This window comes from Rhizobium sp. B230/85, from assembly GCF_019355735.1.
Taxonomy (GTDB): Bacteria; Pseudomonadota; Alphaproteobacteria; order Rhizobiales; family Rhizobiaceae; genus Rhizobium; species Rhizobium rhododendri.
Genome location: NZ_CP072156.1, coordinates 1,261,094 through 1,287,224, shown reverse-complemented (window position 1 = coordinate 1,287,224; position 26,131 = coordinate 1,261,094). Strand labels below are relative to the sequence as shown.

General features: G+C 60.8%; 26 protein-coding genes. 10 read left to right on the top strand and 16 right to left on the bottom strand.

The annotated features are described in order from the left end of the window. Nucleotides 1–74 precede the first annotated feature (74 nt). Both J5289_RS06110 and J5289_RS06105 read right to left on the bottom strand, forming a co-directional pair. Nucleotides 75–1,883, bottom strand: coding sequence for a DUF3857 domain-containing protein (locus tag J5289_RS06110; RefSeq protein WP_209182962.1), 1,809 nt, complete (start codon nucleotides 1,881–1,883; stop codon nucleotides 75–77). 303 nt (nucleotides 1,884–2,186) lie between these two features. Beyond that, nucleotides 2,187–2,795, bottom strand: a complete 609-nt coding sequence (locus J5289_RS06105) for a hypothetical protein (RefSeq protein ID WP_209206717.1) — start codon at nucleotides 2,793–2,795, stop codon at nucleotides 2,187–2,189. A gap of 456 nt (nucleotides 2,796–3,251) precedes the next feature. Here J5289_RS06105 and J5289_RS06100 point away from each other — a divergent pair, with 456 nt between their 5' ends. Then, nucleotides 3,252–4,589 carry an Nramp family divalent metal transporter gene (locus J5289_RS06100; protein ID WP_209182960.1) on the top strand — a complete coding sequence of 446 codons (1,338 nt, stop codon included), beginning with the start codon at nucleotides 3,252–3,254 and terminating at the stop codon, nucleotides 4,587–4,589. A gap of 66 nt (nucleotides 4,590–4,655) precedes the next feature. On the opposite strand, the gene J5289_RS06095 is transcribed toward J5289_RS06100, so the two are convergent. Together J5289_RS06095 and J5289_RS06090 are read right to left on the bottom strand one after the other, a co-directional pair. Then, nucleotides 4,656–5,429 (bottom strand): tRNA1(Val) (adenine(37)-N6)-methyltransferase, encoded by a 774-nt coding sequence (locus J5289_RS06095; RefSeq protein ID WP_209182959.1) that lies wholly within the window; start codon nucleotides 5,427–5,429, stop codon nucleotides 4,656–4,658. An 8-nt stretch (nucleotides 5,430–5,437) separates the two neighbouring features. Further along, nucleotides 5,438–5,668 carry a DUF2007 domain-containing protein gene (locus J5289_RS06090; RefSeq protein ID WP_209182958.1) on the bottom strand — a complete coding sequence of 77 codons (231 nt, stop codon included), beginning with the start codon at nucleotides 5,666–5,668 and terminating at the stop codon, nucleotides 5,438–5,440. A 108-nt stretch (nucleotides 5,669–5,776) separates the two neighbouring features. Here J5289_RS06090 and J5289_RS06085 point away from each other — a divergent pair, with 108 nt between their 5' ends. The 4 genes from J5289_RS06085 (at nucleotide 5,777) to moaB (ending at nucleotide 10,214) form a co-directional block, all read left to right on the top strand. Further along, the gene (locus J5289_RS06085) at nucleotides 5,777–6,793 is read left to right on the top strand and encodes a polyprenyl synthetase family protein (protein WP_142824140.1); all 1,017 of its coding nucleotides are present in this window, start codon (nucleotides 5,777–5,779) and stop codon (nucleotides 6,791–6,793) included. 119 nt (nucleotides 6,794–6,912) lie between these two features. After that, nucleotides 6,913–8,748 (top strand): tetratricopeptide repeat protein, encoded by a 1,836-nt coding sequence (locus J5289_RS06080; RefSeq protein WP_209206718.1) that lies wholly within the window; start codon nucleotides 6,913–6,915, stop codon nucleotides 8,746–8,748. Between the two features lie 6 nt (nucleotides 8,749–8,754). After that, nucleotides 8,755–9,663, top strand: coding sequence for a 4-(cytidine 5'-diphospho)-2-C-methyl-D-erythritol kinase (locus J5289_RS06075; RefSeq protein WP_209182956.1), 909 nt, complete (start codon nucleotides 8,755–8,757; stop codon nucleotides 9,661–9,663). Next, nucleotides 9,660–10,214 carry a molybdenum cofactor biosynthesis protein B gene (moaB, locus tag J5289_RS06070; RefSeq protein ID WP_209182955.1) on the top strand — a complete coding sequence of 185 codons (555 nt, stop codon included), beginning with the start codon at nucleotides 9,660–9,662 and terminating at the stop codon, nucleotides 10,212–10,214. Before J5289_RS06075 ends, moaB begins: the two co-directional genes overlap by 4 nt. An 18-nt stretch (nucleotides 10,215–10,232) precedes the next feature. Here the strand turns inward: moaB and J5289_RS06065 are convergent, their stop codons facing one another. Then, nucleotides 10,233–10,754, bottom strand: coding sequence for a glycosyltransferase family 2 protein (locus J5289_RS06065; protein WP_209182954.1), 522 nt, complete (start codon nucleotides 10,752–10,754; stop codon nucleotides 10,233–10,235). A gap of 143 nt (nucleotides 10,755–10,897) precedes the next feature. Here J5289_RS06065 and J5289_RS06060 point away from each other — a divergent pair, with 143 nt between their 5' ends. Then, complete coding sequence (locus J5289_RS06060) at nucleotides 10,898–12,055, top strand: PA0069 family radical SAM protein (protein WP_209206719.1); 1,158 nt, start codon at nucleotides 10,898–10,900, stop codon at nucleotides 12,053–12,055. 114 nt (nucleotides 12,056–12,169) lie between these two features. Then, entirely contained in the window at nucleotides 12,170–12,844 is a 675-nt protein-coding gene (locus J5289_RS06055) for a ribonuclease HII (protein WP_209182952.1), read from the top strand. 52 nt (nucleotides 12,845–12,896) lie between these two features. On the opposite strand, the gene J5289_RS06050 is transcribed toward J5289_RS06055, so the two are convergent. The 11 genes from J5289_RS06050 to J5289_RS06000 form a co-directional block, all read right to left on the bottom strand. Then, entirely contained in the window at nucleotides 12,897–13,388 is a 492-nt protein-coding gene (locus tag J5289_RS06050; RefSeq protein ID WP_111217638.1) for a F0F1 ATP synthase subunit B, read from the bottom strand. Between the two features lie 3 nt (nucleotides 13,389–13,391). Next, nucleotides 13,392–13,973 (bottom strand): F0F1 ATP synthase subunit B, encoded by a 582-nt coding sequence (locus J5289_RS06045; protein ID WP_209182951.1) that lies wholly within the window; start codon nucleotides 13,971–13,973, stop codon nucleotides 13,392–13,394. Nucleotides 13,974–14,048: 75 nt separating this feature from the next. After that, nucleotides 14,049–14,276 (bottom strand): F0F1 ATP synthase subunit C, encoded by a 228-nt coding sequence (locus tag J5289_RS06040; protein WP_111217634.1) that lies wholly within the window; start codon nucleotides 14,274–14,276, stop codon nucleotides 14,049–14,051. A gap of 68 nt (nucleotides 14,277–14,344) precedes the next feature. After that, on the bottom strand, nucleotides 14,345–15,097 hold the full coding sequence (locus J5289_RS06035) for a F0F1 ATP synthase subunit A (RefSeq protein ID WP_111217911.1): 753 nt from the start codon (nucleotides 15,095–15,097) through the stop codon (nucleotides 14,345–14,347). Between the two features lie 80 nt (nucleotides 15,098–15,177). Then, nucleotides 15,178–15,522: an AtpZ/AtpI family protein gene (locus J5289_RS06030; protein ID WP_142824132.1), complete on the bottom strand. Its 345-nt coding sequence runs from the start codon at nucleotides 15,520–15,522 to the stop codon at nucleotides 15,178–15,180. A gap of 266 nt (nucleotides 15,523–15,788) precedes the next feature. Next, the gene (locus J5289_RS06025) at nucleotides 15,789–16,970 is read right to left on the bottom strand and encodes a cell wall hydrolase (protein WP_244615286.1); all 1,182 of its coding nucleotides are present in this window, start codon (nucleotides 16,968–16,970) and stop codon (nucleotides 15,789–15,791) included. A 96-nt stretch (nucleotides 16,971–17,066) separates the two neighbouring features. Then, a complete protein-coding gene (locus tag J5289_RS06020) occupies nucleotides 17,067–18,968 on the bottom strand; it encodes a potassium transporter Kup (RefSeq protein ID WP_111217627.1) in 1,902 nt (633 codons plus the stop codon). Between the two features lie 17 nt (nucleotides 18,969–18,985). Continuing rightward, complete coding sequence (corA, locus tag J5289_RS06015; protein ID WP_142824131.1) at nucleotides 18,986–19,963, bottom strand: magnesium/cobalt transporter CorA; 978 nt, start codon at nucleotides 19,961–19,963, stop codon at nucleotides 18,986–18,988. Between the two features lie 416 nt (nucleotides 19,964–20,379). Beyond that, a complete protein-coding gene (locus tag J5289_RS06010) occupies nucleotides 20,380–21,555 on the bottom strand; it encodes an Mrp/NBP35 family ATP-binding protein (protein ID WP_142824130.1) in 1,176 nt (391 codons plus the stop codon). Nucleotides 21,556–21,931: 376 nt separating this feature from the next. Further along, entirely contained in the window at nucleotides 21,932–22,666 is a 735-nt protein-coding gene (locus tag J5289_RS06005) for a LuxR family transcriptional regulator (RefSeq protein ID WP_142824129.1), read from the bottom strand. Between the two features lie 206 nt (nucleotides 22,667–22,872). After that, a complete protein-coding gene (locus tag J5289_RS06000; RefSeq protein WP_209182949.1) occupies nucleotides 22,873–23,670 on the bottom strand; it encodes an IclR family transcriptional regulator in 798 nt (265 codons plus the stop codon). A gap of 110 nt (nucleotides 23,671–23,780) precedes the next feature. On the opposite strand from J5289_RS06000, the gene J5289_RS05995 reads away from it, so the two are divergent. Genes J5289_RS05995 through J5289_RS05985 form a run of 3 tightly spaced genes read left to right on the top strand, consistent with a single transcriptional unit; the run spans nucleotide 23,781 to nucleotide 26,127 of the window. Then, nucleotides 23,781–24,569: an SDR family NAD(P)-dependent oxidoreductase gene (locus J5289_RS05995; protein WP_142824128.1), complete on the top strand. Its 789-nt coding sequence runs from the start codon at nucleotides 23,781–23,783 to the stop codon at nucleotides 24,567–24,569. After that, nucleotides 24,569–25,498 (top strand): 2-dehydro-3-deoxygalactonokinase, encoded by a 930-nt coding sequence (locus tag J5289_RS05990; RefSeq protein WP_209182948.1) that lies wholly within the window; start codon nucleotides 24,569–24,571, stop codon nucleotides 25,496–25,498. The genes J5289_RS05995 and J5289_RS05990 overlap by 1 nt, the downstream gene beginning before the upstream one ends. Further along, a complete protein-coding gene (locus J5289_RS05985) occupies nucleotides 25,495–26,127 on the top strand; it encodes a 2-dehydro-3-deoxy-6-phosphogalactonate aldolase (protein WP_209206720.1) in 633 nt (210 codons plus the stop codon). The genes J5289_RS05990 and J5289_RS05985 overlap by 4 nt, the downstream gene beginning before the upstream one ends. Nucleotides 26,128–26,131: the final 4 nt, after the last annotated feature.

The following is a 26,131-nucleotide window of genomic DNA, read 5'->3' as shown; positions in this document are numbered from 1 at the left end:
TGATTTGCGGGGTGACTGGCTGCAGATTCGTGGCGTTCTGCGCAAGCGGTGGAGCAATCAGATTACGGAGCGGATCAAGGATGGCATTTGGAGCTGTCTGCACTCGTCTCGGGAGATCCGATCTGTCTGGCGCCTGTCGTCACGATGGCTGTAAAGTCGTTCTGCGCTGCATAGATAAGGCGCTCCAGATCGGCGTAGGCGGAAGGTTCGAGCTCTCTCGCCTTCAGGACAAGTTGACGTTGGACGACCAGGCAGTCGTCCTGGCGTTGGTAGATCGCCTTGTAAGACCCAACTTCGTTGCTGATATCGACATCCCTGGGCGCAGTAGCGATCCAGAAAGAGGCGGGCATGGCGACGCTATAAGCCCATTTGAGATCACGCACGGGCAACTCCATCGGCGTAACCCGCCTGCCCTTCCGGTCGAGAAACGATCGAAGCTCATCGATCGGGTCGAACAGCGGCGGCGATGGCAGCACGAACGCACCACCCGTCGGGTCCATGCCATGGGGACTATGCCAGTCCATCGTGAGTTTGAAAGGATGATCCATGTCCTCCGGCCCGCTCGTCACAAGCCGGCCAAAGCCGCCTTCGGGTGTGTTGCGGAGCTTGCGGTCGATCCGGCGGTTGTTTTCATCGGGGTTTTGCAGGGCCGAGCGGAGCGACATTTCGATGCTGGGTGACATGGTCGCGGTCGCCTGGCCGAGGATGGTTCCGTCGTCGTTGATGCGTATGGAGCCCTTGGTGACGAATTGCGCGGTTTCCGGCGTCATCTCAGGCGTGCGTCGCACCTCGGAATGCTCGCCAGCGACAATGGCGAGCTTGCCGCTCAGTCCCTGATCGAGGACACCAAACGGGGTGAAGGGGCTGGTCGGGTTGGCGAAGACATCGAAGTCGGGCAGATAAATTATCGCGTGATTGATCTCGTAGGGCGACCAGAGCGGAAGTGGTCTGGCCCGATTGCTCCAGTCGATGAGTGCCGGCTGGGAGCGGATGCCTTCTGCAGAAAGAAGGGCTTGCATCAACGTAACGTGGTCTTTGCAATCGCCATAACCGTTTTTCAAGATGGTCGCGGCGTCATGCGATTCGTAGCCGTCGTCATCGCTCATATAAACGGCGAGATAGCGGATGTTCTTGGCGCACCAGTCATAGATAGCGCGTGCTGCGTCGAGCCCCTTGCGATCTCCGACGATACTCTTGGCGAGCGCGTCGATCTCTGCCGTGACAACCGGCTTGCCCTTGTTGACGCGGTAGTAGATGTCGCCGGCTTCGTTGTAACTGCGCAGCGAGGTGCCGAGAAACAGCGGCTCGAACTCCAGAAGAGCTGCCATGTGCTGCTCTCTGTCGCCGGCCGACACGTTTCTCACGCTGGCATCCGCCACGATATGACGAATGCCGTTCGCCGTCGTGTCGGAGACTGCGAAACCACCCTGGCTGGCGCTGGTGAAAGGAAGTGCGGCAGGCATGTCAATGACCACCTGCTCGTTGGCGTCTCGAAACGGGTCGAGCCATGCCGCCGCGTTGAAGCCCATCAGGGACGGTTTGGAGATGACCTCCTCGATCTCGTATTGAACATGGCTGCCGGTTGTCACCGCTGGCATTACAATCGTCGTCGTCACGGAGGAGACGAAGCCCGGTGCGTCGCGCGAGGCGGCGCTTGGACGGGTGAATATGGCATCCGGTGCCGGTTCGTGACGAACGCCGTCGGGTCCATCGACCCACCCTTTTATAAAACGAAACGACGTTCTGGCAGGGTCATATGTCATTGCAAACTGCGACAGATCCTTGATCTGCGCTTGCTTTTGCACGAAGTCGTCGATGACCATCGTAAACTTGTATGTATAATCCGGTGCGACTTCGTAATGAATGCTTTCAACCCTTTCCATGGGTTGGTCGGCATGGCCTTCTCGGGCGAGGACTAGAATACTCGCTGCGCACAGAAGCGTTTGAACGGCAAGATTTGCCAGGATGCATGAGCGCGACGACCGGGAAGGCAAATCGTTTTTCATTGCAATCACCTTCGTGGACGACGAGTGGGCAGGCGGCATGCCACAAGCATCACCCCGATATTAGGCGAAAATGAAATCAGGCTGAAGGTAGCGCAAGTGCCTCCTACTCCCGTGGCGAAGTAGGTAGCGCGGTCTGGACTTAGGCGCTTGATCCGTAACTTTTACGCGCCCACAGCCTTATCAGCTGGCCGCCAGCGCGCAGGTGGTGGAGTGGTTTGGGTGGAGGGCTGCGTTGAGGGCGTATTGTGTGAAGCGTGCGATGTCGGCCTTGAGGAAGGATGCGGCGTTCTCGGCAGCGACTTCAGTGTGATCGATGCATCGCACTTTGCCGGTTGCCACGACTTGCTCTGGCGGGTCTTGGAAGGACACTGGGAATGTTGCGAGGCCGCGGCGGATCAGTTGGCCGGAAATCTCCAGATGCACGCGTGGACTGATGCTGTCGTGGCTGGCGAGGAAAACTGCACGGCGCAGAGGTTGCGAGCGGTGGGAGGACAGTATGTCGAGGAGCTCGATTGTCCTTACGAACGGAGCGGCGTCCGGCTGATGGGGGAGGAAGGGAATGAGCACGAGATCCGCCATGGCAAAGGCGATCGCGGCGATCTGGTCCCCGGCACCGGAGAGGTCGATGACAAGATGTTCATGGGTTCGGGCGAGGGCTCTGGTCTCTTCGATGAACTGCCTTCCACAAACCGGATTTCGCACCGATGTGTCGCGCGGAAATTGCAGGTGGGTTTCCAGAGCAAACCGTTCCAGGCAGTCGTAAAGTGCGGCACCAAACCCCTCGTTCAATAGCTCGCTCGCTACGGCAGCGGCAGCGCGCCCTCCGATTTCCGACCGGCTATTTGCAAAGCAGATGATTGCCAAAGATGCCCCTTCCCGGCCAACCCTTGCGAACATGGGGCGCAGGGGTCAAGGACGCGTCTTCATGACTGTTTGATGACGAATATATGACGTATAAATTATTAACAATAAATATAAACATCTTGCCCATAGCTGAATACCGACACGATTTATGGCCTTGTAGCGCTGTTATCCGGCGGTATCGCACCACGCGGCCGCGCCTACCGAAGCCGATGCGCGCGCTATCCCTCCGCCCCCGATCAGCCTGACCATCTCATCGCTCTGCTGCCGCAAATGACCCCCGCCACGGCAAATTTTCTCGTCACATAAATTTCTTGTTGCGAATGACTTGCATTATCATTCTAAACAACTAGTCTTGCATTGCAGCATACAGACGAGGACACCATGGACGCGATCAAACCGAAAACCGATGCCGGCTGGCGGCAGGACAGCCTCGATCTCAGCCTTGCCGACGTGCATGGTTCGGTGGACACCCAGAAGAGCGGATCGAAGCTGCGCCGGATGATGGCGTTTGCCGGGCCGGGCTATCTTGTGGCGGTCGGCTACATGGACCCCGGCAACTGGGCGACGTCGCTCGCCGGCGGCTCGAAATTCGGTTATGCGCTTCTCTCGGTGGCGCTTCTGTCCAACCTGATGGCCATCGTGCTGCAGGCGCTGTGCGCCCGGCTCGCCATCGCCAGCGGCCGGGACCTGGCGCAGGCCTGTCGCGATGCATTCCCGCGCTATGTCGCGGTGCCGCTCTGGGCACTCGCCGAAATCGCCATCATCGCCACCGATATCGCTGAAGTCATCGGCACCGCCATCGGGCTCAACCTGATCTTCGGCATGCCGCTGGAACTGGGTGTGCTGCTGACGGCGCTCGACGTATTTCTTATTCTCTATCTGCAGCGGCTCGGTTTCCGCTGGATCGAGGCACTGATCATTACCCTGCTTGGCGTCATCGCCTGCTGCTTCGCCTTCCAGATCGCACTTGCCGATCCGGATTGGGGCGGCGTCATCCGTGGCTTCCTGCCGACCACAGACATCGTTCGTAATCCGGAAATGCTGTACCTGGCGCTTGGCATCCTCGGGGCGACCGTCATGCCGCACAATCTCTATCTGCATTCAGGCATCGTCCAGACCCGCAAATACGGCAAGACCCTGCCGGAAAAGCGCGAGGCGCTGACGTTTGCAACGATCGACTCGACGGTGGCGCTGACCTTTGCGCTGCTGATCAACGCTGCGATCCTGATCCTTGCCGCTGCCGCCTTCCATGCCCACGGCAAGACCGATGTGGTCGAACTCGGCGATGCGAGCTCGCTGCTGGCACCGCTGCTGGGCATGGCGATTGCGCCGACCCTGTTCGGCATTGCTCTTCTCTGCTGCGGCATCAATTCGACGGTGACCGCGACGCTGGCAGGCCAGATCGTCATGGAAGGCTTTCTGCAGATCAGGCTGAAGCCGTGGATCCGCCGGGCAGTGACGCGCGGTCTGGCCATCATCCCGGCCTCTATCGTCACCATCTGGTTCGGCGACGAGGGCACGTCGGAACTGCTGATCCTGACCCAGGTGGTGCTCAGCCTGCAGCTTTCCTTCGCCGTCTTCCCGCTGGTGATGTTTACCGCCGACAAGGCGAAGATGGGTGCCCTGGTGGCTCCGCGCTGGCTGAGTGCAATTGCCTACCTGATTGCCTTCGCCATTGCCCTTCTGAACATCAAGCTACTGGGAGACATCTTCTTCTAGCAATTCCAGCAAAAGCGCTGAGCGGTTTTGCGTCCGGAAATACTTGAAAAAAAAGAGATATATCCATTACCGTCGACGATAGGCAATACGTCCGTTGTTGAGATCGTCGACGAAGGGCATGAACTGGTTGCCGCCTTCCTCGTGCATGACGAGCGGAAAGCGCAGAGCAAGGCGGGCCCTCGATCCCTTGATCGCGGTCACCAGGATCCGCACCGCACTTTCGCCGTTGCGAGGATGGATGGCAGTGATCTCGATCCCGCCGAAACGCCGGCCGCAGGCAGCGATGATCTCGCCCATCGATTCCGGACGGGCAATCAGCGAAAGCTGGCCGCCAGGGACCAGGATGGCGCTGGCTGTGCGCAGCCAGGTCTCGAAAAGGCCTTCCGTCATGGCATGCGCCTCCGCCCTGAGGGGGTCGGGCGTCAGCCGATCGCTGCCGTCGTTGAAGGGCGGATTCATGATGACGTGGTCAAATTTGTTGTCGGCAAGGCCCACAGCATTGCGTCGCTTGCCTGTCAGCGTGACATCGGCACTGACGACCGATATCCGGCCGGCAAAACGGCTGTTTTCGGACAGCGCGAGGCCCTTTTCGGCAAAGGCGACCATTTCCGGAGACCGTTCGATTAGCGTGACCTCGGCACGCTCGAGGCGTGAGGCAACGGCAAAACCGGCAGCGCCGGCACCGGCGCCGAGATCGGCAACCCTGATGGCGCGGTTATCGTCGACGAGTGAGGCCAGCAGCATGGCATCCATGCCGGCGCGATGTCCCCGGCCCTTCGGCTGGACGATATGGAACGCACCGCGATGAAAAGCGTCGATTGTTTCGCCGGGTTCGCTCATCGCCGCTCTCAGCGCCGCTCGGCGCGCAACTCGTCGCCAAGGCCGGCGTCTATCAGGATGCGGCGGGCCTCGATGGCGCGCTCCCCGTCGACCAGGAAGCGACGCGGCAGCATGCCGAGCGAGCCTTCGAGAATGCTCATTGCCTCATCGGCAACCATGCAGCGGATACCCGCATCCTTCATCAGGCTTTCGGCGAATGAAAGCGTGACGGGATCGTTGGTGCGTATCAATTCGTGCATGAACCTGGCGTTTCCTGTCAATTTTGCGCGACCGGACAATTCGCCCCTTGCCGCGTCCCCTGCCCCTTCTTATTGTCGTTTTCACAAAATGAACAGGAGTTCGGGACGTTGGGCGTCGTGATACCGCTTGAAGAAAGCAAAAACAGACTGGCCTCCGTCAAGCCGCTGGTCGACCTGACCAAGGCAGATATGGAGCGTGTCAACCAGTTGATCCTTTCCAAGGCTGGATCCGATGTGCAGATGATCCCGGAGGTCGCGGAGCATCTGATTTCCTCCGGCGGCAAGCGCTTGCGGCCGATGCTGACGCTCGCCTCTGCAGCGCTGTTTGGCTACAAGGGCGAAAACCACGTCAAGCTGGCGACCTCTGTCGAGTTCATGCATACGGCAACGCTGCTGCACGACGACGTGGTCGACGAAAGCGATCTGCGCCGTGGCCGCTCCACGGCCCGCATGATCTGGGGCAACCAGGCGAGCGTGCTGGTCGGCGACTTCCTGCTCGGCCAGGCATTTCGCATGATGGTGGATGTCGGGTCGCTGGAAGCACTCGACGTGCTGTCGACGGCTGCCTGTGTCATTGCCGAGGGCGAAGTCCTGCAGCTGTCGGTCGCCAAGAACATGGAGACCACCGAGGACGACTATCTCTCGGTCATCCGCGCCAAGACGGCGGCGCTTTTTGCTGCGGCTGCGGAAGTCGGGCCGATCGTTGCCAATGGCGGCAAATCAGGCCGCAATGCGTTGAAATCCTACGGGACCAATCTTGGTCTCGCCTTCCAGCTGGTCGACGATGTGCTCGACTATGGTGGCAAGGCCGTCGATCTCGGCAAGAATGTCGGCGACGATTTTCGCGAGGGCAAGATCACCCTGCCTGTCATCCTCGCCTATCGCCGGGGCACCGAGGAAGAGCGTGCCTTCTGGCGCGACGCCATCGAGAACGGTAACAGCAGCGACGCCAATCTCGAAAAGGCCTTGGGTTTGATCACCAAGTACGGCGCCCTCAACGACACCATCGGACGGGCCGTCCACTACGGCACGATTGCGCGAGATGCCCTGGCACCGTTGCCGGACAGCCCCGGCAAATCGGCCCTGATGGAAGTCATCGACTTCTGCATCGAGCGCGTTAACTGACAAGCGACGAGCTGCATTTCTTGCGGGGCCGCTTCAAAAAAGCCATCCTGTTGTGAATCAGTGCTGAAAGAATGCATGGCGCGACCGGCTTCCGGTTGCCCTCCAAGAAAGGTTCTCTAATGCGGCAAACACTTGCCATTCGTTTGCTTTCGAGCGCAGCTCTCGCCGCGTTCATTTCGGTGACTGCAATCAACGTGCTGCACGCCGAAGATACGTCCAAGAAGGCAGTGGATGCGAGCGATACGGTGACCTTCGAGCCGGACCGCGTCGATACCTTTTCCGGCGCCTTTCTTGCCGCCCGCACGGCCGATGTCGACCATGACTACATCAACGCCATAGCGCTCTACAAAAAGGCGCTGATGATCGAGCCGGGCAACCCGGAAATCCGCCAACGCCTGATGATTTCGCTGCTGCTCAACGGCAATATCGACGAAGGCGTCAAATATGCCAACGAACTGAAGTCCGACCCGACGGTCGAGCGGATCACCACAATCGTGCGCGGCATGGACGCCATGCGCCGCCACGATTACAGCGCAGCCCAGGCTATCCTCAAATACACCGGCCCGAACGACCTCGACCGGATGATGAACGGGCTGCTTGCCGCCTGGGCGCAGGTCGGCGCCGGACGCGGCAAGGAAGCGCTGGCGATGGTCGACAAGATGCAGGGGCCGAACTGGTTCGACATCTTCAAGAACTACCAGGCCGGCACCATCGCCCTTGTCATCGGCGATACCAAATCGGCTCGCACGCACCTCAACAGCGCCGTGCTCGACAAGGACGGCGGCGCCACGGCACCGGACACCTACATGCGCGCCGTCATGGCGCTTGCCTCGCTCGAAGCCAAGGAAGGCAACAAGCAGAAGGCGCTGGACGCAATCTCCGTCGGCGACAGCATGATCAGCAATTTTGCGCCGCTGAACGCGCTGCGCGACAGCATCGGCAAGGGTGAAAAGCCGGAGCAGGCCGTGACCAACGCCTCGCAGGGGACCGCATCCGTGCTGTTCTCCGTTGCCGCCGCGCTAAACCGCGATGGCGCCGAAGACGTGGTATCGCTGTACCTCGAGACGGCGAATGCGCTGGACCCGAAGAGCTCGGACACGCTGGTGCTGCTCGGCGGCATTGCCGAAAAGCAGGACCAGATGGACCGCGCCATCGCCTTCTACAAGCAGGTGCCGCCGGGATCGCCAATGGCCCGCATCTCTGAACTGCAACTCGGGCTGGCGCTGGCACAGGGCGGCAAGTCCGAAGATGCACTCAAGCACCTGAAGTCGCTGATCGAGTCCGATCCGAAGGATATCCGCAGCTACCTTGCCTATGGCAACGTGCTGTCTCAGGCCAAGAACTACCAGGCGATGGCCGACAACTATGACAAGGCTGTCGAGGTCATCGGCCCAGTGCCGACCAAAGCCGACTGGAACATCTTCTACCAGCGCGCTATCGCTTATGAGCGCCTGAAGAAGTGGGACATTGCCGAGCCGAACTTCAAGAAGGCGCTCGAGCTAAACCCCGACCAGCCGCAGGTGCTCAACTATCTCGGCTATTCCTGGGTCGACATGAACCGCAACCTCGACGAGGGGCTGGCGATGATCAAGAAGGCTGTCGATGCGCGACCTGACGACGGCTACATCGTCGATTCGCTCGGCTGGGCCTATTTCCGCCTCAACCGCTTCGACGATGCGGTCAAGGAACTGGAACGCGCCGTGCAGCTGGAAGCCGGCGATGTCACCGTCAACGACCATCTCGGCGATGCATACTGGCGCGTCGGGCGTCGTCTCGAGGCCGTCTACCAGTGGAACCGGGCGATTACCTACAAGCCGGAAGAGGCCGACCTGCCGCGTCTGAAGGACAAGATCGCCAACGGCCTGCCGCCGCTCGACGACCCCAAGGCTGCGGAGAAATCCAAGCCGCCGGCAGCAGTCCCGGCCGAGACCCCGCCAGTCGACAAGAAATCCTGACGACCGATGCTATCGATTTTTGACGCGGGCGCCTTCGACCTCACGGAAGAGGCGCCCGCGAAAATCAACCTTGCCCTGCATGTGACGGGACTTCGGGGCGACGGTTACCACCTGCTCGACATGCTGGTGACTTTTACCGATCATGGCGACCGGCTGGGGTTCCGCTCCGCCGATGCTGACGGTTTCGAGATATCCGGACGGTTCGCAACGTCTCTTGGCCCGCAGGAGCAACCCACTAGCAACCTCGTGATCAGGGCGCGCGATCTTTTGCGGCAGGCATCTGGCGGCAGTGCACCGCCGGTGATGATTCATCTCGAGAAAAGCTTGCCCATCGCCTCCGGCATAGGTGGCGGCTCGGCCGATGCCGCTGCGGCCTTGCGCGGGCTGATGCGGCTTTGGAACATCACTCTCACGCCGGATAAGCTGAAGGCTCTTGCGCTGCAACTCGGGGCTGACGTGCCGATGTGTCTGACGAGCCGGCCGCTGATCGCCCGTGGCATCGGCGAGGAGATCGACGTGCTGCCGGACTTTCCCTCCTTCGGCTTGCTGATCGGCAACCCTCTGGTCGGGGTATCGACACCGGCGGTTTTTCGTCAGTTGAGGGAGAAGAACAATCCACCGTTCGGTTTCGAACACCGGCAACTGAAGAGTAGCCACGAGTGGCTTTCCGTGATCGACAGCCTCCGCAACGATCTAGAACCGCCGGCGCGTGCACTTTGCCCCGAGATCGGCGAGCTATCGGTATTGATGGCCGGGCAACGACCCAGGCTCGTCAGGATGTCCGGCTCTGGTGCCAGCTGTTTTGCCCTGTTTGACGATCTGGATGCAGCCAAAGCTGCGGCCGCTTCGCTTCACAGCCACAGGCCGGACTGGTATTTTCAGGCAACGCAGACAACCGCAGGAGATCTCCGATGACAGGCTCGACGCAACAGCGGCCTTTCGTGCCAGTCGGCATTGCCGTGCTCACCGTCTCCGACACCCGCACAGCCGAAGACGACAAATCCGGTGACACTCTGGTGAGGCGCATTGCAGACGCCGGCCATCGGTTGGCCGCCCGCGCCATCGTGCCCGACGATATCGCACAGATCCGCGCTACCGTGGAAGCCTGGACCACGGACCCCGCAGTCGATGTGGTGATCACTACCGGCGGCACCGGCTTTACCGGCCGCGACGTGACGCCGGATGCGCTGGAGCCGCTGTTTGAAAAGCGCATGGAGGGTTTTTCGGCGGTCTTCCATCGCATCTCCTACGACAAGATCGGCACGTCGACGATCCAGTCGCGGGCGACGGCAGGGCTGGCCAATGCCACTTTCATCTTCGTACTGCCGGGATCGCCCGGGGCCTGCAAGGATGCCTGGGATGGCATCCTGAAGGCACAGCTCGACTACCGTCACATGCCCTGCAATTTCATCGAGATCATGCCTCGCCTCGACGAGCACCTCAAGCGCGGCGGGCAATCCGTCTGATCAAAGAGGCCAGCCAGATCAGCGCACCGAGCGCGCCGCCACCCAGGACGGGATGATCTCGCTCGACAGCTTTCCGGGCTTCTGGCCCCTGGCAAGTTCTGCCAGCGTCATGCCGCTTCTGGCAGCGGCCACGGCCTGAGCCTTTGAAATGAGGAAGCCGAACTCCAGCGGCGACACCGCCCGACCGATGCGCTGCAGCAACGGCCGCCTGTATCCACGCGAAGCGGTGAAGCGGGCAGGCAACTTGTTCAGTGCCATATACTCGCCGATCTCGTCTATCCAGCCGGCCTGCGGGCGCGCGCCGGGTTCTACCAGGAGCAGCCACTCGCCGCGTGCGGAGCGCAGGATCTCGCCGAGATCCCATTCGGTATGATAGCGGCAGCCGGCGGCATCGGCGACGCGCTCGGTGCCATCGCTTAAGCCATGGTCGAGAACCACGACGTCACAGACCAGGCCCTCGATCGCACCCGCGACGAGGGACGCAAGTGTCTGCGCCAATTCGGGTTCCTGATCCCGGCATTCGATTATGACTGTCAACATCGCTCGTTTATAGTGCGGTGCATAATCGAATGCTAGCGCAGTTTTCCGCATTTTGTTCTTGCATTGTTCTCATTGCTGCGATAGGAATTTAATCAAGGTCAGACATCGGGATGCACGGGCATCCCCTGCCGCTGGAGCCACCGATGAACCAACAGTCCCTTGCAGGGCAGGCCGCATTCGCGCCTGCCAACACGGCAGATATGGCTGATGCACTGATCGTTTCGTCCGGTCTGCGGATCGACATCGACCGGCGGCGTGGTCGCGGTGCTGGGCTCAATCCTGGCGGTCGCTTCGAACCATCGAGCCGCGAGAGCGTCGACGACGGCTGGCAGTCGCTGGAAGACCTGCCTCCCTTCAGGACCGAGGTGCAGATCGAGAAAGCGCGCACGGCGATTACCCGCAATACGTCGCCGGACATTCCCTTCGATCGCTCGATCAATCCCTATCGTGGCTGCGAGCATGGCTGCATCTTCTGTTTCGCGCGCCCGACGCACGCCTATATGGGGCTGTCTGCCGGGCTGGATTTCGAGGCCAAGCTGTTTGCCAAGCCGGATGCGCCGAAGCTGCTGGAAAGAGAACTGGCCAAACCCGGCTACGAGCCGAAGGTCATTGCCATTGGCACCAATACCGATCCTTATCAGCCGATCGAGAAGGAATGGCGGATCATGCGCCAGATCCTGGAGGTGCTGAACCGGGCCAACCATCCGGTATCCATCGTCACCAAATCGGCGATGGTGCTGCGCGACCTCGATATCCTTGGCGAACTCGCGGCAAAGAACCTCGTGCGCGTCTCGCTGTCGGTCACCACGCTCGACCGCAAGCTTGCGCGCACCATGGAGCCCCGCGCTTCGACGCCGGCACGCAGACTGGAGGCAGTCCGGATGCTTTCCGCAGCCGGCATCCCGACTTCGGTCATGGTGGCGCCGATGATCCCGGCACTCAACGACCATGAACTCGAGAAGATCCTCGATTCGGCCAAGGCGGCCGGGGCTCAGGAGGCCGGCTATGTGATGCTGCGCCTGCCGCTCGAGGTCAGCCCGCTGTTCCGCGACTGGCTGCTGCAGAACTATCCGGACCGGTACCGGCATGTGATGTCGCTGGTCCGCGAGATGCGCGGTGGCAAGGATTACGATGCGGATTTTGGCAAGCGGATGAAGGGTGCCGGACCCTACGCCTGGCAGATCAGCCGCCGGTTCGAGATGGCCACCAAGAGGCTCGGTCTTACGCGCCGCAGCATTCGGCTGCGCACCGATCTGTTCGTTCCGCCGGATGGCAGTGGCGTTCAGTTGTCGCTGCTCTGAAAACCCCATTCCTGCGGACGGTTGCCCTGACTGTCCAAAGGATATCCCCCGGCTTGGCCGCCCCAATGCCGGGGGACTTGCAGGAAATCGGGTTGGCGTGCGAGGGTCAGCCGCATGACACGTCGCACGCCACCCGATTCTCCCCAGCTCTTCGAAGACCTGCCGCTCGTCCCGGATTTCACGCTCGAGCACTCGGCGCGCAAGGCAGGCCACTGGCCGGTTGCCGGCACGGACGAGGCAGGCCGAGGTCCTCTCGCCGGGCCTGTCGTTGCTGCCGCCGTCATCCTCGATCCCGATAACATTCCCGAAGGCCTGAACGATTCCAAGCAATTGTCTGCGACCCGACGGGAAGAGCTGTTCGAATTCATCATTGCGACATCGACGATCTCAATCGCATCGTCCAGCGCCGGGCGCATCGACGCGACCGATATTCGCAAGGCGAGCCTCGATGCCATGCGGCGGGCTGTCTGCGGTCTTGCGATCCCGGCAGGCTTCGTGCTTGTCGACGGGCTCGACGTGCCACCAGGCCTCCCCTGTTCGGGCAGGGCTGTGGTCAAGGGCGACCGGCGGTCGCTGTCGATCGCTGCAGCTTCGATTCTTGCCAAGGTGACGCGCGACCGGATGATGGTCAGGGCCGGCATGGTATTTCCGGCCTATGGCTTTGCAGCCCATGCCGGCTATGCCACCGCCGTTCATCGCAGCAGCATCGAGCTTGTCGGCCCCTGCCCTTTGCACCGCATGAGCTTCCGGCCGATGCGCAAGGATGTCCTCGCCAACGAAACCCCCTAAATGCAAAAAGGCCGGGACGATGCCCGGCCTTTCGCATTGATGTGTACAAAGCTTAGTTCAAGCTTGCCTTGACGTCGCCAAGCGCTGCCTGGAACAGCTTCGCTTGAACACCGGCGTCTGCCTTGCTGGCGATGACGGTTTGGGCTGCGGCGATTGCCAAGTCGACAGCGGCAGCGCGAACTTCCTTGATGGCGTCGAGCTCTGCCTGCTTGATCTTCTGCTCGGAAATTGCAGTGCGGCGTTCGACGAATTCTTCCGTCTTCTTCTTGGCTTCGGCTGTCAGCAACTCGGCTTCGCGAGCGGCAGAGGCAACGATATTGGCCGCCTCGACTTCCGCTTCCTTGCGCTTGCGCTGGTACTCGGCCAGCAGATGCTGGGCTTCCTCGCGCAGACGCTTGGCTTCCGACAGATCGTTGCGGATCTGGTCGGCGCGCTCGTCGAGCGACTTCGCCATCATGCCGGGAACCTTCATGTAGACGATGAGGGCGATGAACAGCAGCAGGCCAACGAGAGCGAAGAAGGTTTCGTCCAGATGGAATTCCATGGCTTATGCCTCCTGCTTGACGTTGGCGACAGCAGCGGCAACCTCGGACTGCGAAGCCGGCACACCGATCAGCTGCTCGACCACGGATGACGCAGCCTCTTCGGCAACAGCGCCGACGTCGGCAAATGCCTTCGCCTTGATTTCGGCGATCCGTGCTTCGGCGGTCTTGATCTTTTCGGCCAGGCTTGCCTCGATGGCACGGCGTTCGGCTTCCGCCTTCGCCTTTGCTTCGGCGCGGGCTGCGGCACCGATAGCATTGGACTTGGCACGGGCTTCTGCCAGTTCGCGCTCATAGGTCGCGACAGCGGCGTCGGCTTCGGCCTTCAGGCGTGCGGCTTCCTCGACATCCTGCGCGATCCGGGCATGCCGGCTCTCGAGGATCCCGCCAACGCGTGGCACGAGGACTTTCTGCATGACGATGTAGAAGATGGCGAATGTAATCACCAGCCAAAGCAGCGCAGACGGAAATGTCTTGGGGTCAAAGGGCGGGAAAGACGCGTGATGGCCTGGGGCCACACCCGTTTCCGTGTGCACTTCGCCGGGTGCCGGCGCGGCTTCTTCAGCATAAGCCGGAGTCACAAACATGCTCACCTCCAGTGGTGCAAATACGAAGAATCACGGCTCGCTTCCCGCAAGCCGTGATCCATCAAACCGTACAAATCAAACGGCGAAGAGGAGGAGGAGAGCAACGAGCAGCGAGAAGATGCCCAAAGCTTCCGTAACGGCGAAACCGAAGATCAGACGGCCGAACTGGCCATCGGCAGCCGACGGGTTGCGAAGAGCGCCCGACAGGTAGTTGCCGAAAATCGTGCCGAGGCCGATGCCTGCGCCACCCATGCCGATGCAAGCGATACCGGCGCCGATGAACTTTGCTGCTTCTGCGTCCATGTTAGAAACTCCTTAGATTGATAGGTTTTGGCTTTAACTGGTGCACGCGGCACCAACGACTTTACTTCTCAGTGGCCGTCCGGATGCAGCGCATCGTTCAGATACATGCATGTCAGCACTGCAAATACGTAGGCCTGCAGGAATGCCACGAGAAATTCGAGGGCCGTCAGAGCGACGGTCATGATGAGAGGCAGGATGGCACCACCGATGCCGAGCGCGCCAAGGGCTCCAAGCGAGGCAACGAAGCCTGCGAACACCTTGAGCGTGATGTGACCAGCCAGCATGTTGGCAAACAAACGGACGGAAAGGCTGATCGGCCGGGCCAGGAACGAGATAACCTCGATCGAAATGACAAGGGGCAGCAGCACTGCGGGAACGCCCTGCGGCAGAAACAATTTCAGAAAGCCGAGGCCGTGCTTGAAAAAGCCGTAGACCACGACAATGCCGATCACCAGCATCGACAACGCGAAGGTGACGATAATCTGACTTGTTACCGTGTAGAAATAGGGGAACATGCCAAGCAGGTTGGCGGTCAGCACGAACATGAACAGCGTGAAGACCAGCGGGAAGAATTTCATACCGGCGGAGCCAGCACCTTCACGCAGGATATTGGCGATGAATTCGTAGGACATTTCGGCGACGGACTGGGCGCGGCCCGGGATCAGGCTGCGCGACGCCGTTGCGAAATAGAGAAATCCGCCAGCCAGAACGACCGATGCGACCATGAACAGCGACGAATTGGTGAATGAGAAATCCAGCCCGCCGATTTCGATCGGAACGATCTTATTGATCTGGAATTGATGAATCGGACCGTTGGCCACCGCGCGTTCTCTCTCACTTGCCCGCCTCAGCAGCGGATATCCATGCTTCGAAGACATGCGCTGATGCGCAGTCTTGTTGCCTATTTCCTGTCCGACTTGCTGTCGCCGACCGTTGGGGTGGATACCTTCCCGGCCATACGCAAGACATTCAGCACACCAGCACAAAACCCGAGGAGCAGGAAAATAATCATGCCCCACGGTCCGGTGCCAGCCAGACGGTCCAAGAAGTAGCCGATGAGTGCGCCGACAATGATGGCAGAAACGAATTCGCTGGAGAGTTTCAGTGCTTGAGCATAGCCTTTGCGGCTGGCCTGAGCCCGAGCTTCCCCCCGTTCGGCTTCCCCCGTCGCAGCGCGTTTGTTTGCCAGTTCGGCTCCCAATTGCGCCCTACGCTTTTCAAGACCTTCGTCCTGATCCCCCACCATGGCGCCCTCCCTGCTGCCGTTCCTTAACGCTACCCTTCCCCGATAACCTAAGAACGAACTGGAGGCTTAGCCACCTTTCGGCCCGTTTTGAACTCGGGCGAACATAGTTTTATGGAAAAGCATAGTCAAGACGTAGAAAGCACATGTCCCGCCATTAATAAAGGCAGGCAAATCATCGACTTATATGCGCTTGAAGGGAGCTTTGCGAAATCACGACAGAAAGTCGCACCCGCTGCCGCGGGCGCCGCGTCCCGGGGGTCGGGCGGTCAGCTCCAGCCGCCGCCATACGTCCGATAGAAGAGATGCATGCCGATGCGGCCGACGTTGACCATCTCGGCCGCCCAGCGCGGCTTGACGTAGACTGCATGGTAATGGGTCGCGGAGCCGACTTCCGGGAGCCAGATCTTGCCGGCCGTCACCGCCATCGCCACCTGGCGGGCGATCTGCCAATGAACGGGCGAATTAACGCGGTCCTTGACCTTGTCGCAGGCGAAGGAAAACTGGCAGGCGTTGGTCCAGTCCTCGTTCTGGTAGACGACGCCGCAGATGGTTTTCGGATAGGCCGGGTTGCGGACCCGGTTAAGAATGACCTGCGCCACGGCCGCCTGCCCCTTCACCGATTCGCCACGGGCCTCGAAATAGATGCCGGTCGCAAGGCACTGCTGTTCGTCCGGTGAAAATACGGCTGCAGGCAACACGCTTGCCGCCCAGAGATGGTCCTTGGCGCCGATCTGCGGCACGAAACGGCCGCTGTCGGCAGGTTGCTTACTCAGGATGCTGTCGAAGGGCGAGACGGTGGCATAGTCGGGCCCGGGCTCGGCATAGCCCAGCGCCAGACTGTCGGCGACAGGATTGGTGACGAGGCTTGCGAGAATGGGTGGAACACCGCCATCGGCCTTCAGGGGCTCCTGCTTGGAAAACAGGAAGGCTGTCTGCACGCCGCCGTCGCCGATATCGTCCTTGACGAACGCCGTCTTCTCGCCGGTGCCGGAGGTGGGCACGTCGAGTTCCGGGTGGAACAGCAGCGTCGTGCGCTGCAGGATGGAGCCGGCGGTGAAATCTTTCGGCGGCGACATGGGAACGACGTCCGTCACCCTGCCCTTCTTGTCGCGGCGGCGGACGCGGTCTTCGTCCGGGCGCGGGTCGCTGCCTTTTTCCTTGGACTGGAAAGCAATACGCCGCCCATCCGGCAACAGCATGCCGCCACCCTCGATGCCGCTTTCGTCGGCATTGGCGAAGGCAAGCTCCGCCTGATGGATGGAGCCGGCCGGCGACGTCGTCAGCACCATGCGCCAGTTGCTGCCCGAATCGTCGGAGCCGGAGAGCAGCCCGGCAATGTCGGCCTGCGCTGATACGGAGGGGAAAATCAGCCAGGCGCAGCAGCCGAAGACTGCGGGCGAAAGCCAGTTTCTGGGTTGCCGGCGAGGCTTGGCCTGGTACGAACTCATGCGACGCAACACCCACTCCATCACCGACGGGAACATTAGCAGATAATGTCCTATTAACCTTGATGGATGGTTAATTTCGCCGAGATCCCCCGCCGATCAGATGATGACGTGCGAGCCGAGTTCGACCACGCGGTTGGCCGGCAGGCGGAAATAGTCGGACGGGTCGGTCGCGGCATTGGCGAGCGCGATAAACAGGCGGTCCTGCCAGTGCGGCATGCCCGATTTTGCATCCGGCACGAGCTTGCGGCGTCCGAGATAGAAGGAGGTCGACATGATGTCGAACTTCAATCCGGATTTGCGCAAGGCGGCCAGTGCCTGCGAGACGTTCTGCGATTCCATGAATCCGAAACGTAGCTCGACACGTGAAAACCGCTCTGAGACCTTTTGCACCGTGTAGCGGTCGCTGTTGGCGACCCTTGGCTTGTTGACCGTGCGGATGGTCAGGATGACGTTCTTTTCGTGCAGAACATGGTTGTGTTTCAGATTGTGAAGCAGTGCTGCGGGCGCGGATTCGGGGTCGCTGGTCAGGAAGATGGCGGTGCCCGGAACGGAAGCCGGCGAGTGGTCGCTCTTCCGCTCGATGGAACTGACGAACGACGGCAGCGGAATATCCGTATGACGAGTCTTTTCCATCAGGATCGCCGTGCCGCGTCGCCATGTCCACATGACGACCGTGAAGGCGGTGGCGATCATGACCGGAATGTAGCCGCCGTCGTGGATCTTCAGCAGGTTGGCGCCGAGGAAGACCATCTCGAGCAGGAACAGCGGCATCAGCACGACGATGGTCAGAGGCAGCGACCAGTTCCAGCGAACGCGGACGAACTCGAAAGCCATGACGGAAGTCACCACCATCGCGCCCGTCACAGAGATCCCGTAGGCGGTCGACAGCGAATCGGAGGTCTGGAAACTCAACACGAGGAAGATCACGCCGAAGAACAGCAGCGTGTTGACCGACGGCAGAAAGATCTGGCCGGTATTGGTCTCAGAGGTGAAGAGGATCTCCATGCGCGGCAGGAAGCCGAGATGGATCGCCTGGCGGGTGAGCGAGAACGCCCCGGTGATGACCGCCTGGCTGGCGATGATCGTGGCGCAGGTGGCAAGGAATACGACCGGTAGCAGCGCCCAGTGTGGGAACATCAGGAAGAACGGATCGGACATGGTGAGCGGCTCGCGCAGCACCATGGCGCCCTGGCCGAGGTAGTTCAGCGTCAGCGACGGGAAGACCAGCGCAAACCAGGCCCACTGGATGGGTCGGCGACCGAAGTGGCCTAGATCGGCGTAAAGCGCTTCCGCACCGGTAACGGTCAGGAAGACCGCCCCGAGCACGATGATGCCGAGAATGCCCTCGTGCATCAGGAAGGTGATGCCGTACCAGGGATTGAAGGCGTTGAGGATGCCGTAGTCGTCCGGAATACGCAGCAGGCCGGCGACGCCGATGACGATGAACCAGACGGCGGTAATGGGCCCGAAATAGCGGGCGACGGCGCCGGTACCATGCGACTGGATGGCAAACAGCAGCGCCAGGATGGCGACGGCAATCGGCACCACATAGGGCCCGAAGTGCGGCGTCACCAGCTTCAGGCCTTCGACCGCCGAGAGAACCGACAGCGCCGGAGTGATCATCGCATCGCCGAGGAAGAGCGCGGCGCCGCTCAGCCCCAGGAACATCAGCACGGCGGTATGGCCATTGGCGGTCTTCAGCAGCAGCGCCAGCAACGAGAGTGTGCCGCCTTCGCCGTCGTTATCGGCGCGCAGCAGGAAAAGGACATACTTGAAGGTGACGATGATGGTGAGCGCCCAGAACATCAGCGACACGAGGCTGATCACCTCGCCGCGCGTCAGGCCGTCGGCGGCAACCGGCTTCAATGCCTCGCGAAAGGCATAGAGCGGGCTCGTGCCAATGTCGCCATAGACGACGCCGACGGAGCCGAGCGTCAGGTAGAAGAGTTTGCGCGGGCTCATCTTCCTGTCAGGAGAATGATCGATTTCGTGAGACATTCGGGACCACTAGGCTCTCAGAGCCAGCCTTTCCAACGAAAAAAGAAGAACGGGACGACGGCCGAGACCACCATCAACACGAGGGAGGCAGGATACCCGAACGTCGAGTGCAACTCGGGCATATGTTCGAAATTCATGCCGTAGACAGACGCAACCAGCGTCGGCGGCAGGAACACGACGGAAGCAATCGAGAATATCTTGATGATGGAATTCTGCTCGATATTGATCAACCCGAGCGAAGCATCCAGCAGAAAGGTGATATTGCCGGCAATGAAAGACGCATGTTCCGAAAGAGACTGGACATCCCGCGTCACGTTGCGACAGAGATCCTTGGTCTCGCGATCCTGCTGAACAGCCGGGATCGTATGCATGAAGGTAAGAAGTCGCGACAGCGACATCAAGCTATCGCGCGACTTGCTCACCAGACGGTGGTGGCCGGCGACGTCGCGCAGCTTTTCCTCGAGATAGTTCGAAGGACGGCGGACTTTCCGCGCCTTGTCGCCGAACACGTGGGTCGACAGCACATCGATCCGCGACACGGCCTGCTCGAGGATCTCGGCGGTACGATCGACGATGGTTTCCATCAGCTTGGCGAGCAAGGCGGCGCCGCTGCGCATGTCTTCCGGGATCCGGTGCAGTGCTGCTATGAACAGGGCAAAGGATTTCGGATTGGCATAGCGGATCGTCACCAGCCTGTTGCCGACGAGAATGAAGCCGACGTCGGTCAGGCTCGGCAGCTCGGAGTCGGCTTTCCATACCAGGGATGCGGTCAGGAAGACGGCGCCGTTCTCGTTGTAGAGGCGGCTCGATGGCTCGATGTCCTTCAGATCGTCACGGGTCGGAACCTGGATGCCGAGCAGCGCCTCGAGCTTGTCTTCTTCCTCGCGGGTCGGGTCGACCAGATCGATCCAGACGATGTCGTCCGAGATGGTGCTGGCGGCAACGATATCGGCGCGCGGCACCGATTTGCAGTTGGAACGGTAGGCAGTGATCAATGGCCTACTCCTGCCATGGACCGGAAACGGCGGGGCAGACAGCCGACGTCATGGCGCTGCATGCGCGACGACTGCGATCCTAGGGACGAAATCTCTGAAAATTTCATAAAACTCCGGGACGCGTTCTGCCGATCCTGTCGGGAAGGCGTATCCATGCTCCACTGCGTTGCAGTACCAATTTCGCGGGCGGCGCACAATTCCCTTGCGCGGCCACGAACCGAAGTTTCCAACAAGCCGCCCGCTGCCCCAGGGCATATCCGGCGACCATCGCATCGGCGGCGCATATGCAGCATAGCGGACAAAGAATCAAGTCCAACCCCTTTTCCCGTGCGCTTTGACCGCAGAAACGGCGCGACGGCATGGGTAGCACATTGTGCCGACAAGGCAATGCGGCGGCACTATGGGGCACGTGCATGCTATTCGAAGACGATTGCCGGCGCGGCGCGCAGAGGCTGGCCGGTCACCTGCGCCCACACCTTGGTGGCGATGTCGCGATAGACGCCGGCAATCACCCCGTCCGGTTCGGAGACCACAAGCGGCGTGCCGGCATCGGATGTCTCGCGGATGTTGATCGTCAGCGGCACCTCGCCGAGGAACGGCACGCCGATGCGCTCCGCCTCCAGCCGGGCGCCGCCGTGACCGAAGATATCGTAGCGTGCGCCTGTGTCGGGGGCGATGAAATAGCTCATGTTCTCGACGATGCCGAGCACCGGCACCTCGACCTTGCGGAACATGTTGAGGCCCTTGCGGGCATCGATCAGCGCCAGGTCCTGCGGCGTCGAGACGATGACGGCGCCGGCGAGCGGCACCTGCTGGGCCATCGTCAGCTGAGCATCGCCAGTGCCGGGCGGCATGTCGACGACGAGCACGTCAAGCTCGCCCCAGGCGACCTCGCGCAGCATCTGCATCAGGGCCGATTGCACCATCGGCCCGCGCCAGATCATCGCGGTTTCCTCTTCCACCAGGAATCCCATCGACATGACCTTCAGGCCGTAATTCTCCATAGGCACGATAATGCGGTTTTCGATCTGCTGGGGGCGACCGGAGAGTTTCAGCAGCCGTGGCATGGACGGACCGTAGATATCGGCATCGAGCACGCCGACGCGCAAACCGTTGGCAAGCAGCGCCAGAGCAAGGTTGACCGCCGTCGTCGACTTGCCGACGCCGCCTTTGCCTGATGCGACAGCGATTATGGCTCCGATGCCGGGTACGCCGATCTTTGCGCCGCGCGACGGAGGCGATGCAGCCTTTGCCGGCTGCGCGTGGGAATGGCCGTGGCTATGGGGAGCTGGGGCCGGGCCCGGCTTTGGGGGTGTCGGCCTCGGGGGTGCGGATCCAGCCTTCTTGTCGGCGGTCAGAGTCACCAGAGCGCCCTTGGCGCCAGGGATTTCCTTGACGGCACGCTCTGCTGCCAGGCGCAGCGACTCCAACTCGGTCGCCTGGTCAGCCGGAACGGTGATGGAGAAATAGACCTTTGCATCGGAAATGAAGATGTCCGAGACCATGCCGAGTTCGACGATGTTCTTTTCGGTGTCTGGCCCGTGAACGGTCTTCAGCGTTTCGAGAACCTGTTCCTTCGTGACGTCGGCCATGCGGCAAAACTCCCTGCTTTTGTCAATCCAGTCATAGACCTTCATGCGCATCTGCCAAGAGGCAGTGCTGATTTTACAAGAGTTTCAAGATCCCAAAATATGAAGGCCGCTGTCTCGAACGGTGCTGGGAGGAGCATCACGTTGTCGACAGCGGCCTGTATCATCCGCGCCCGTTGACCGGCGCTGTTATGAAAGTCCCCTCTGGACCTGAAAGTGATGATGCAGAAAGCGTGCCAGTTTGGGATGAAACAAAAAATGCATTGATTTCAAGGGGCGCAGGGCGAAGCCCGGAACGGCGCAAGAAGAAATTCAGCCGGAGCAGAGCCATTTTCTTAGGCGACCAGTAAATCACTGCATAAATATTACGCAGATACTTTCACTTGATGATGCCGATGCGCAACGCCTTCGCCACAGCCTGGGTGCGGTTGACAGTGTCGAGCTTTTTGGTCGTGCGGTTGAGATAGTGATTGACCGTGTGCTCGGACAGCCCGAGAATTTCGGCGATCTCGGCACTGGTCTTGCCGGCTGCCGTCCAGGTCAGGCAGTCGATCTCGCGGTCGGTCAGCGGGTCCGTCAGGCGCGTATCAATGTTGCGGATCGTGCCGAGCTGCTCGAAGATATGAATGGCAATATAGCTGAGATCGCGCATTTCGTGAGGCGTAAAGGCTTCACGCTCGCCTGAAAAGGAAACTGCGCCACGAAGACCGGAGGCATCGTGCGTTGGAAAATACGCACCGCGCGGAATGCGAAACCGCTCCAGCAGCCCGACAATCGTTTTCGTCTTTCCATCGTCGCGCTCCATATCGGGGCTCGACGAGTCGAAACAAAACGGCAGGGTGGAATTGCGCAGGTGACGCATCACCGTGCTGTTCACCAGGAGACGCTCTTGGTCGTAGAGCGTGAGGAGTTCCGGGGGCCAGTTGGTAACGACTGTGTTGCTCTGCAATGCGAAAGAGGTGGTCGGCGGCAGGTTCAGGACCAAGAATGTCCGGCAACGATAGGCGTCGGCGACACGCTTCAAGAATCTGAAGACGTCGAACTGTGTTTTCAGGCCCGCAATTTCAGAAACGAAATCGTGCGAGCTGAGTACCGCCTGATCCATGAGCCCCATGATACTATCTTCTACACGCAAAATCGAAACGAAATCACGATTTCCCAAGCCGGCGCGTTCGAGAACATGCGCCAGCAAGCGGCGCGTCAACATGGCCAAGATGAGGCAATTACTCAACTACAAAATCCAAGTAAAAGAGTAGCACCATATCTTTGTCCCCAGTCGCGGTTCTATTGCCGGTTGCCGGGACCACCTGATGCTATCGCCTAGAACTTCGAACGCGGACCGAGTCGAATGTCGATATCGGTAGAGATCGACATCGCTGCCGCCTGCACCAGCGGCGCCCATTGGCGCAACCTATCCTCGGTGACACGATAGGCCGGCCCTGTGACCGAGATTCCTGACGGTGGACGCGCGCCGACCGGCGGGATAGCGGCGGCAACGCAGCATATGCCGGCCTCATGTTCTTCCCTATCCAGAGCGAAGCCCCGCAGCCGGATATCGCTGATCTCTTCGAGCAGCGTCGCCTCCGTCAGGTGCGTACGCGGCGTGAAAGCTACGAATTCCATCCGCGCGGCCCGGGCATGGAGCTCGGCATCGCTCAGCGTCGAGAGCGCGGCCTTGCCGACGCCGGTGCAATAGGCGGGTGCAGCATTGCCGATATGAGAATACATCCGCACGGACTGTCGGCCTTCGACCTTGTCGAGGTAGATGACCTGCAGATCCTGCAGAATGCCGAAGTGGACGGTCTCGCCTGTCTGGTCGTGGAGCAAAGCGAGATGCGGCTCGGCGATGCGCCTGATATCGCTTCCGGCCCAGCTGCGGGCTGCGAAGGTGAGAAGGCGCAGGCCCGGGCGATATCGCCCATCCCTGTCCACCTCCAGCAGGCCTTCGCGCACCATATGGCCGAGTTGCCGGTGCAGCGTGCCCCTTGGCTGTCCGGAAATCTCCAGAATATCGGTGAAGCGCATCGGCGTGTCCGCCAGGGCAATGATGTCCAGCAACGCCATGACCTTGCCCAGCGTGCCGGTGTCTGCTGTCGTCGCTCGCTCGCTCCCCGCCATGCTCTTGCCTTTACGAAGGGCGACGAAATGGATGCATCGCCGGTTGACACAGCTGGACGCTAGTCGGATAATTCCAAATAGTCAAATTGAGTTCCGAATAATGGAATTCGATGCGACAGGAGGATATTTTGAAGACACCGTCTGCGCAAATTGCCGATCTCAAAGACAAGGCCGTCCTCATTACCGGCGGAGGCTCCGGCATCGGGGCAGCATTGGTCGAAGGTTTCGCGATGCAGGGCGCACGGGTTGCCTTTATCGACATTGCCGAAACCGCGAGCCGGGCGCTGGCCGCTCGGATCTCGAACAGCTCGGCCCATCCTGTCTCCTACTATCATGCAGACCTGCGCGACGTATCGTCCATCAGGAGCACCGTTGCCGCCATCGAATCCGACTTTGACGCGATCCGGGTGCTGGTCAACAATGCCGGATGGGACGGTCGGCATCAGTTCGATACGGTATCGGAGGCGGATTGGGACGACAGCCAGGCCATCAACCTGAAGCAGATGTTCTTCGTGTCACAGGCCGTCGCGCCGCTGATGCGGGCTGGTGGCGGTGGCGCGATTATTAATTTCTCGTCGATCGCCTTCATGCTCAACATGCCCGACGTGCCGATCTACGCGACTGCCAAAGCCGGCATTATCGGCCTGACCAAAAGCATGGCTGGCCGACTGGGGCCTGAGGACATCCGGGTCAACGCGATCCTGCCCGGCATGATCGTCACCGAGCGCCAGAAGGAATTGTGGCTGACCGACGAAAGCATCGCCAGGATGGTCGACCGCCAGTGCCTTAAACATGTTCTCACGGCAGAGGACCTCGTCGGTCCCTGCCTTTTCCTTGCATCGGACCTCGCAGCCGGCATCACGGCGCAGTCCATTATCGTTGACGGAGGCGTTTTCTGATGGAAAGACCAGCCTATGTGGCTGTCGATTGGGGCACCAGCAGCTTTCGACTGTGGCTGATCGGGACGGATGGCAACATTCTCGGCGAGCGTCGCAGCGGCGAAGGCATGACGACCGCAGCGAGCCTCGGCTTTGCCGGCGTCCTGCAGGGGCATCTCGACAGCCTCTCGGTTCCGGCCGACGTACCCGTGATCATCTGCGGCATGGCCGGTGCCAGGCAAGGCTGGGTCGAGGCCGGCTATATCGACACGCCGACCGCGCTCTCGGCAATCCTTACCGGGGCCGTGTCCGTGCCCGGACAGGACCGGGACATCCGCATTCTTCCGGGCCTCGCCCAGCGCGCTCGCGAGGCGCCCGACGTCATTCGCGGCGAAGAGACGCAGCTGCTGGGAGCGCTCACCGGCGAAAGTCGCGGCGAGCAGATTGTCTGCATGCCCGGTACCCATTCGAAATGGGTCCGCGTCGTTGATGGTACAGTTTCTGGCTTCTCGACCTTCATGACCGGCGAACTGTTCGACGTCATCAGCAAGCACAGCATTCTGGCGCAGGCTATCGCCGGTGCCGGCGAACCCGATACCCCAGCGTTCGAGGCTGCGGTGGGCGCGATTTTCAGGCAGCCGACAATGGCGACCAGCCTTCTGTTCGGTGCCCGCTCCGGGCAGTTGTTGCACGGGCTTTCGCCTGCCGGCGCCAAGGCCTGGATTTCCGGAACGCTGATCGGCGCCGAGATCGCGGGCGCCCTGTCCTCTGCCGGCGACAGTGCGACAATCACGCTGGTCGCCTCGGGCGGCCTGCAATCGCTCTATGAAACTGCTTTCAAATCCTTATCTATATCCTATCAGTCAATCGACGCCGATGCCGCCGTACGACGCGGGCTTTCCGCTGCCGCCAAGGCAATCTGGCCAAACGATGAGAGAACAGCCGTATGACCCGTATCCCCTTCCCGCCGATGAAACGTCCGCTGATCGCCATCCTGCGCGGCATCAAGCCGGAAGAGACGCAAGCCATCGTCGGCGCGCTGATCGAAGCCGGCATGACGGCCATCGAAATCCCGCTGAATTCGCCGGACGCGTTTCGCTCCATCGAAATGGCCGCCAAGATGGCACCGGCCGATTGCCTCATCGGCGCCGGCACCGTGCTGGATGTCGAGAACGTCGACAGGCTCGATGCCGTCGGCGGCAAGCTGCTGGTAACGCCGAATGTCGAACCTGCCGTCATCAGCCGTGGTCGCGACCTCGGCATGGTGACCATGCCCGGCTGCTTCACCGCAACGGAGGCCCTGTCGGCCGCCCGCGCCGGTGCTACCGGCCTCAAGTTCTTCCCGGCCGGCGTGCTCGGCGCTTCCGGCATTACCGGCATCCGCGCCATCCTGCCACCGGAACTGACGATTGCCGCCGTCGGTGGCGTTTCCGACCAGAATTTTGCCGACTACACCAAGGTGGGCATCCTCGCCTTCGGGCTCGGCACCAGCCTCTACAAGCCCGGAATGACTGCCGCCGATGTTGCCGAGCGGGCGCGCGTTACCATCTCAGCCTATGATGCAGCAGTAGGAGCGTGACGGC

Excerpts from the sequence above, each read along its gene's own strand:
- J5289_RS05990 (WP_209182948.1), top strand. The coding sequence starts at position 24,569 with ATGGAAAGACCAGCCTATGTGGCTGTCGATTGGGGCACCAGCAGCTTT.
- J5289_RS06055 (WP_209182952.1), top strand. The coding sequence starts at position 12,170 with ATGACACGTCGCACGCCACCCGATTCTCCCCAGCTCTTCGAAGACCTG.
- J5289_RS06040 (WP_111217634.1), bottom strand. The coding sequence starts at position 14,276 with ATGGACGCAGAAGCAGCAAAGTTCATCGGCGCCGGTATCGCTTGCATC.
- J5289_RS05985 (WP_209206720.1), top strand. The coding sequence starts at position 25,495 with ATGACCCGTATCCCCTTCCCGCCGATGAAACGTCCGCTGATCGCCATC.
- J5289_RS06045 (WP_209182951.1), bottom strand. The coding sequence starts at position 13,973 with ATGTTTGTGACTCCGGCTTATGCTGAAGAAGCCGCGCCGGCACCCGGC.
- J5289_RS05995 (WP_142824128.1), top strand. The coding sequence starts at position 23,781 with ATGCGACAGGAGGATATTTTGAAGACACCGTCTGCGCAAATTGCCGAT.
- J5289_RS06065 (WP_209182954.1), bottom strand. The coding sequence starts at position 10,754 with ATGTTGACAGTCATAATCGAATGCCGGGATCAGGAACCCGAATTGGCG.
- J5289_RS06060 (WP_209206719.1), top strand. The coding sequence starts at position 10,898 with ATGAACCAACAGTCCCTTGCAGGGCAGGCCGCATTCGCGCCTGCCAAC.
- J5289_RS06025 (WP_244615286.1), bottom strand. The coding sequence starts at position 16,970 with ATGAGTTCGTACCAGGCCAAGCCTCGCCGGCAACCCAGAAACTGGCTT.
- J5289_RS06080 (WP_209206718.1), top strand. The coding sequence starts at position 6,913 with ATGCGGCAAACACTTGCCATTCGTTTGCTTTCGAGCGCAGCTCTCGCC.
- J5289_RS06100 (WP_209182960.1), top strand. The coding sequence starts at position 3,252 with ATGGACGCGATCAAACCGAAAACCGATGCCGGCTGGCGGCAGGACAGC.
- J5289_RS06095 (WP_209182959.1), bottom strand. The coding sequence starts at position 5,429 with ATGAGCGAACCCGGCGAAACAATCGACGCTTTTCATCGCGGTGCGTTC.
- J5289_RS06000 (WP_209182949.1), bottom strand. The coding sequence starts at position 23,670 with ATGGCGGGGAGCGAGCGAGCGACGACAGCAGACACCGGCACGCTGGGC.
- moaB (WP_209182955.1), top strand. The coding sequence starts at position 9,660 with ATGACAGGCTCGACGCAACAGCGGCCTTTCGTGCCAGTCGGCATTGCC.
- J5289_RS06005 (WP_142824129.1), bottom strand. The coding sequence starts at position 22,666 with ATGGGGCTCATGGATCAGGCGGTACTCAGCTCGCACGATTTCGTTTCT.
- J5289_RS06030 (WP_142824132.1), bottom strand. The coding sequence starts at position 15,522 with ATGGTGGGGGATCAGGACGAAGGTCTTGAAAAGCGTAGGGCGCAATTG.
- J5289_RS06010 (WP_142824130.1), bottom strand. The coding sequence starts at position 21,555 with ATGGCCGACGTCACGAAGGAACAGGTTCTCGAAACGCTGAAGACCGTT.
- J5289_RS06110 (WP_209182962.1), bottom strand. The coding sequence starts at position 1,883 with ATGGAAAGGGTTGAAAGCATTCATTACGAAGTCGCACCGGATTATACA.
- J5289_RS06050 (WP_111217638.1), bottom strand. The coding sequence starts at position 13,388 with ATGGAATTCCATCTGGACGAAACCTTCTTCGCTCTCGTTGGCCTGCTG.
- J5289_RS06090 (WP_209182958.1), bottom strand. The coding sequence starts at position 5,668 with ATGCACGAATTGATACGCACCAACGATCCCGTCACGCTTTCATTCGCC.
- J5289_RS06020 (WP_111217627.1), bottom strand. The coding sequence starts at position 18,968 with ATGTCTCACGAAATCGATCATTCTCCTGACAGGAAGATGAGCCCGCGC.
- J5289_RS06075 (WP_209182956.1), top strand. The coding sequence starts at position 8,755 with ATGCTATCGATTTTTGACGCGGGCGCCTTCGACCTCACGGAAGAGGCG.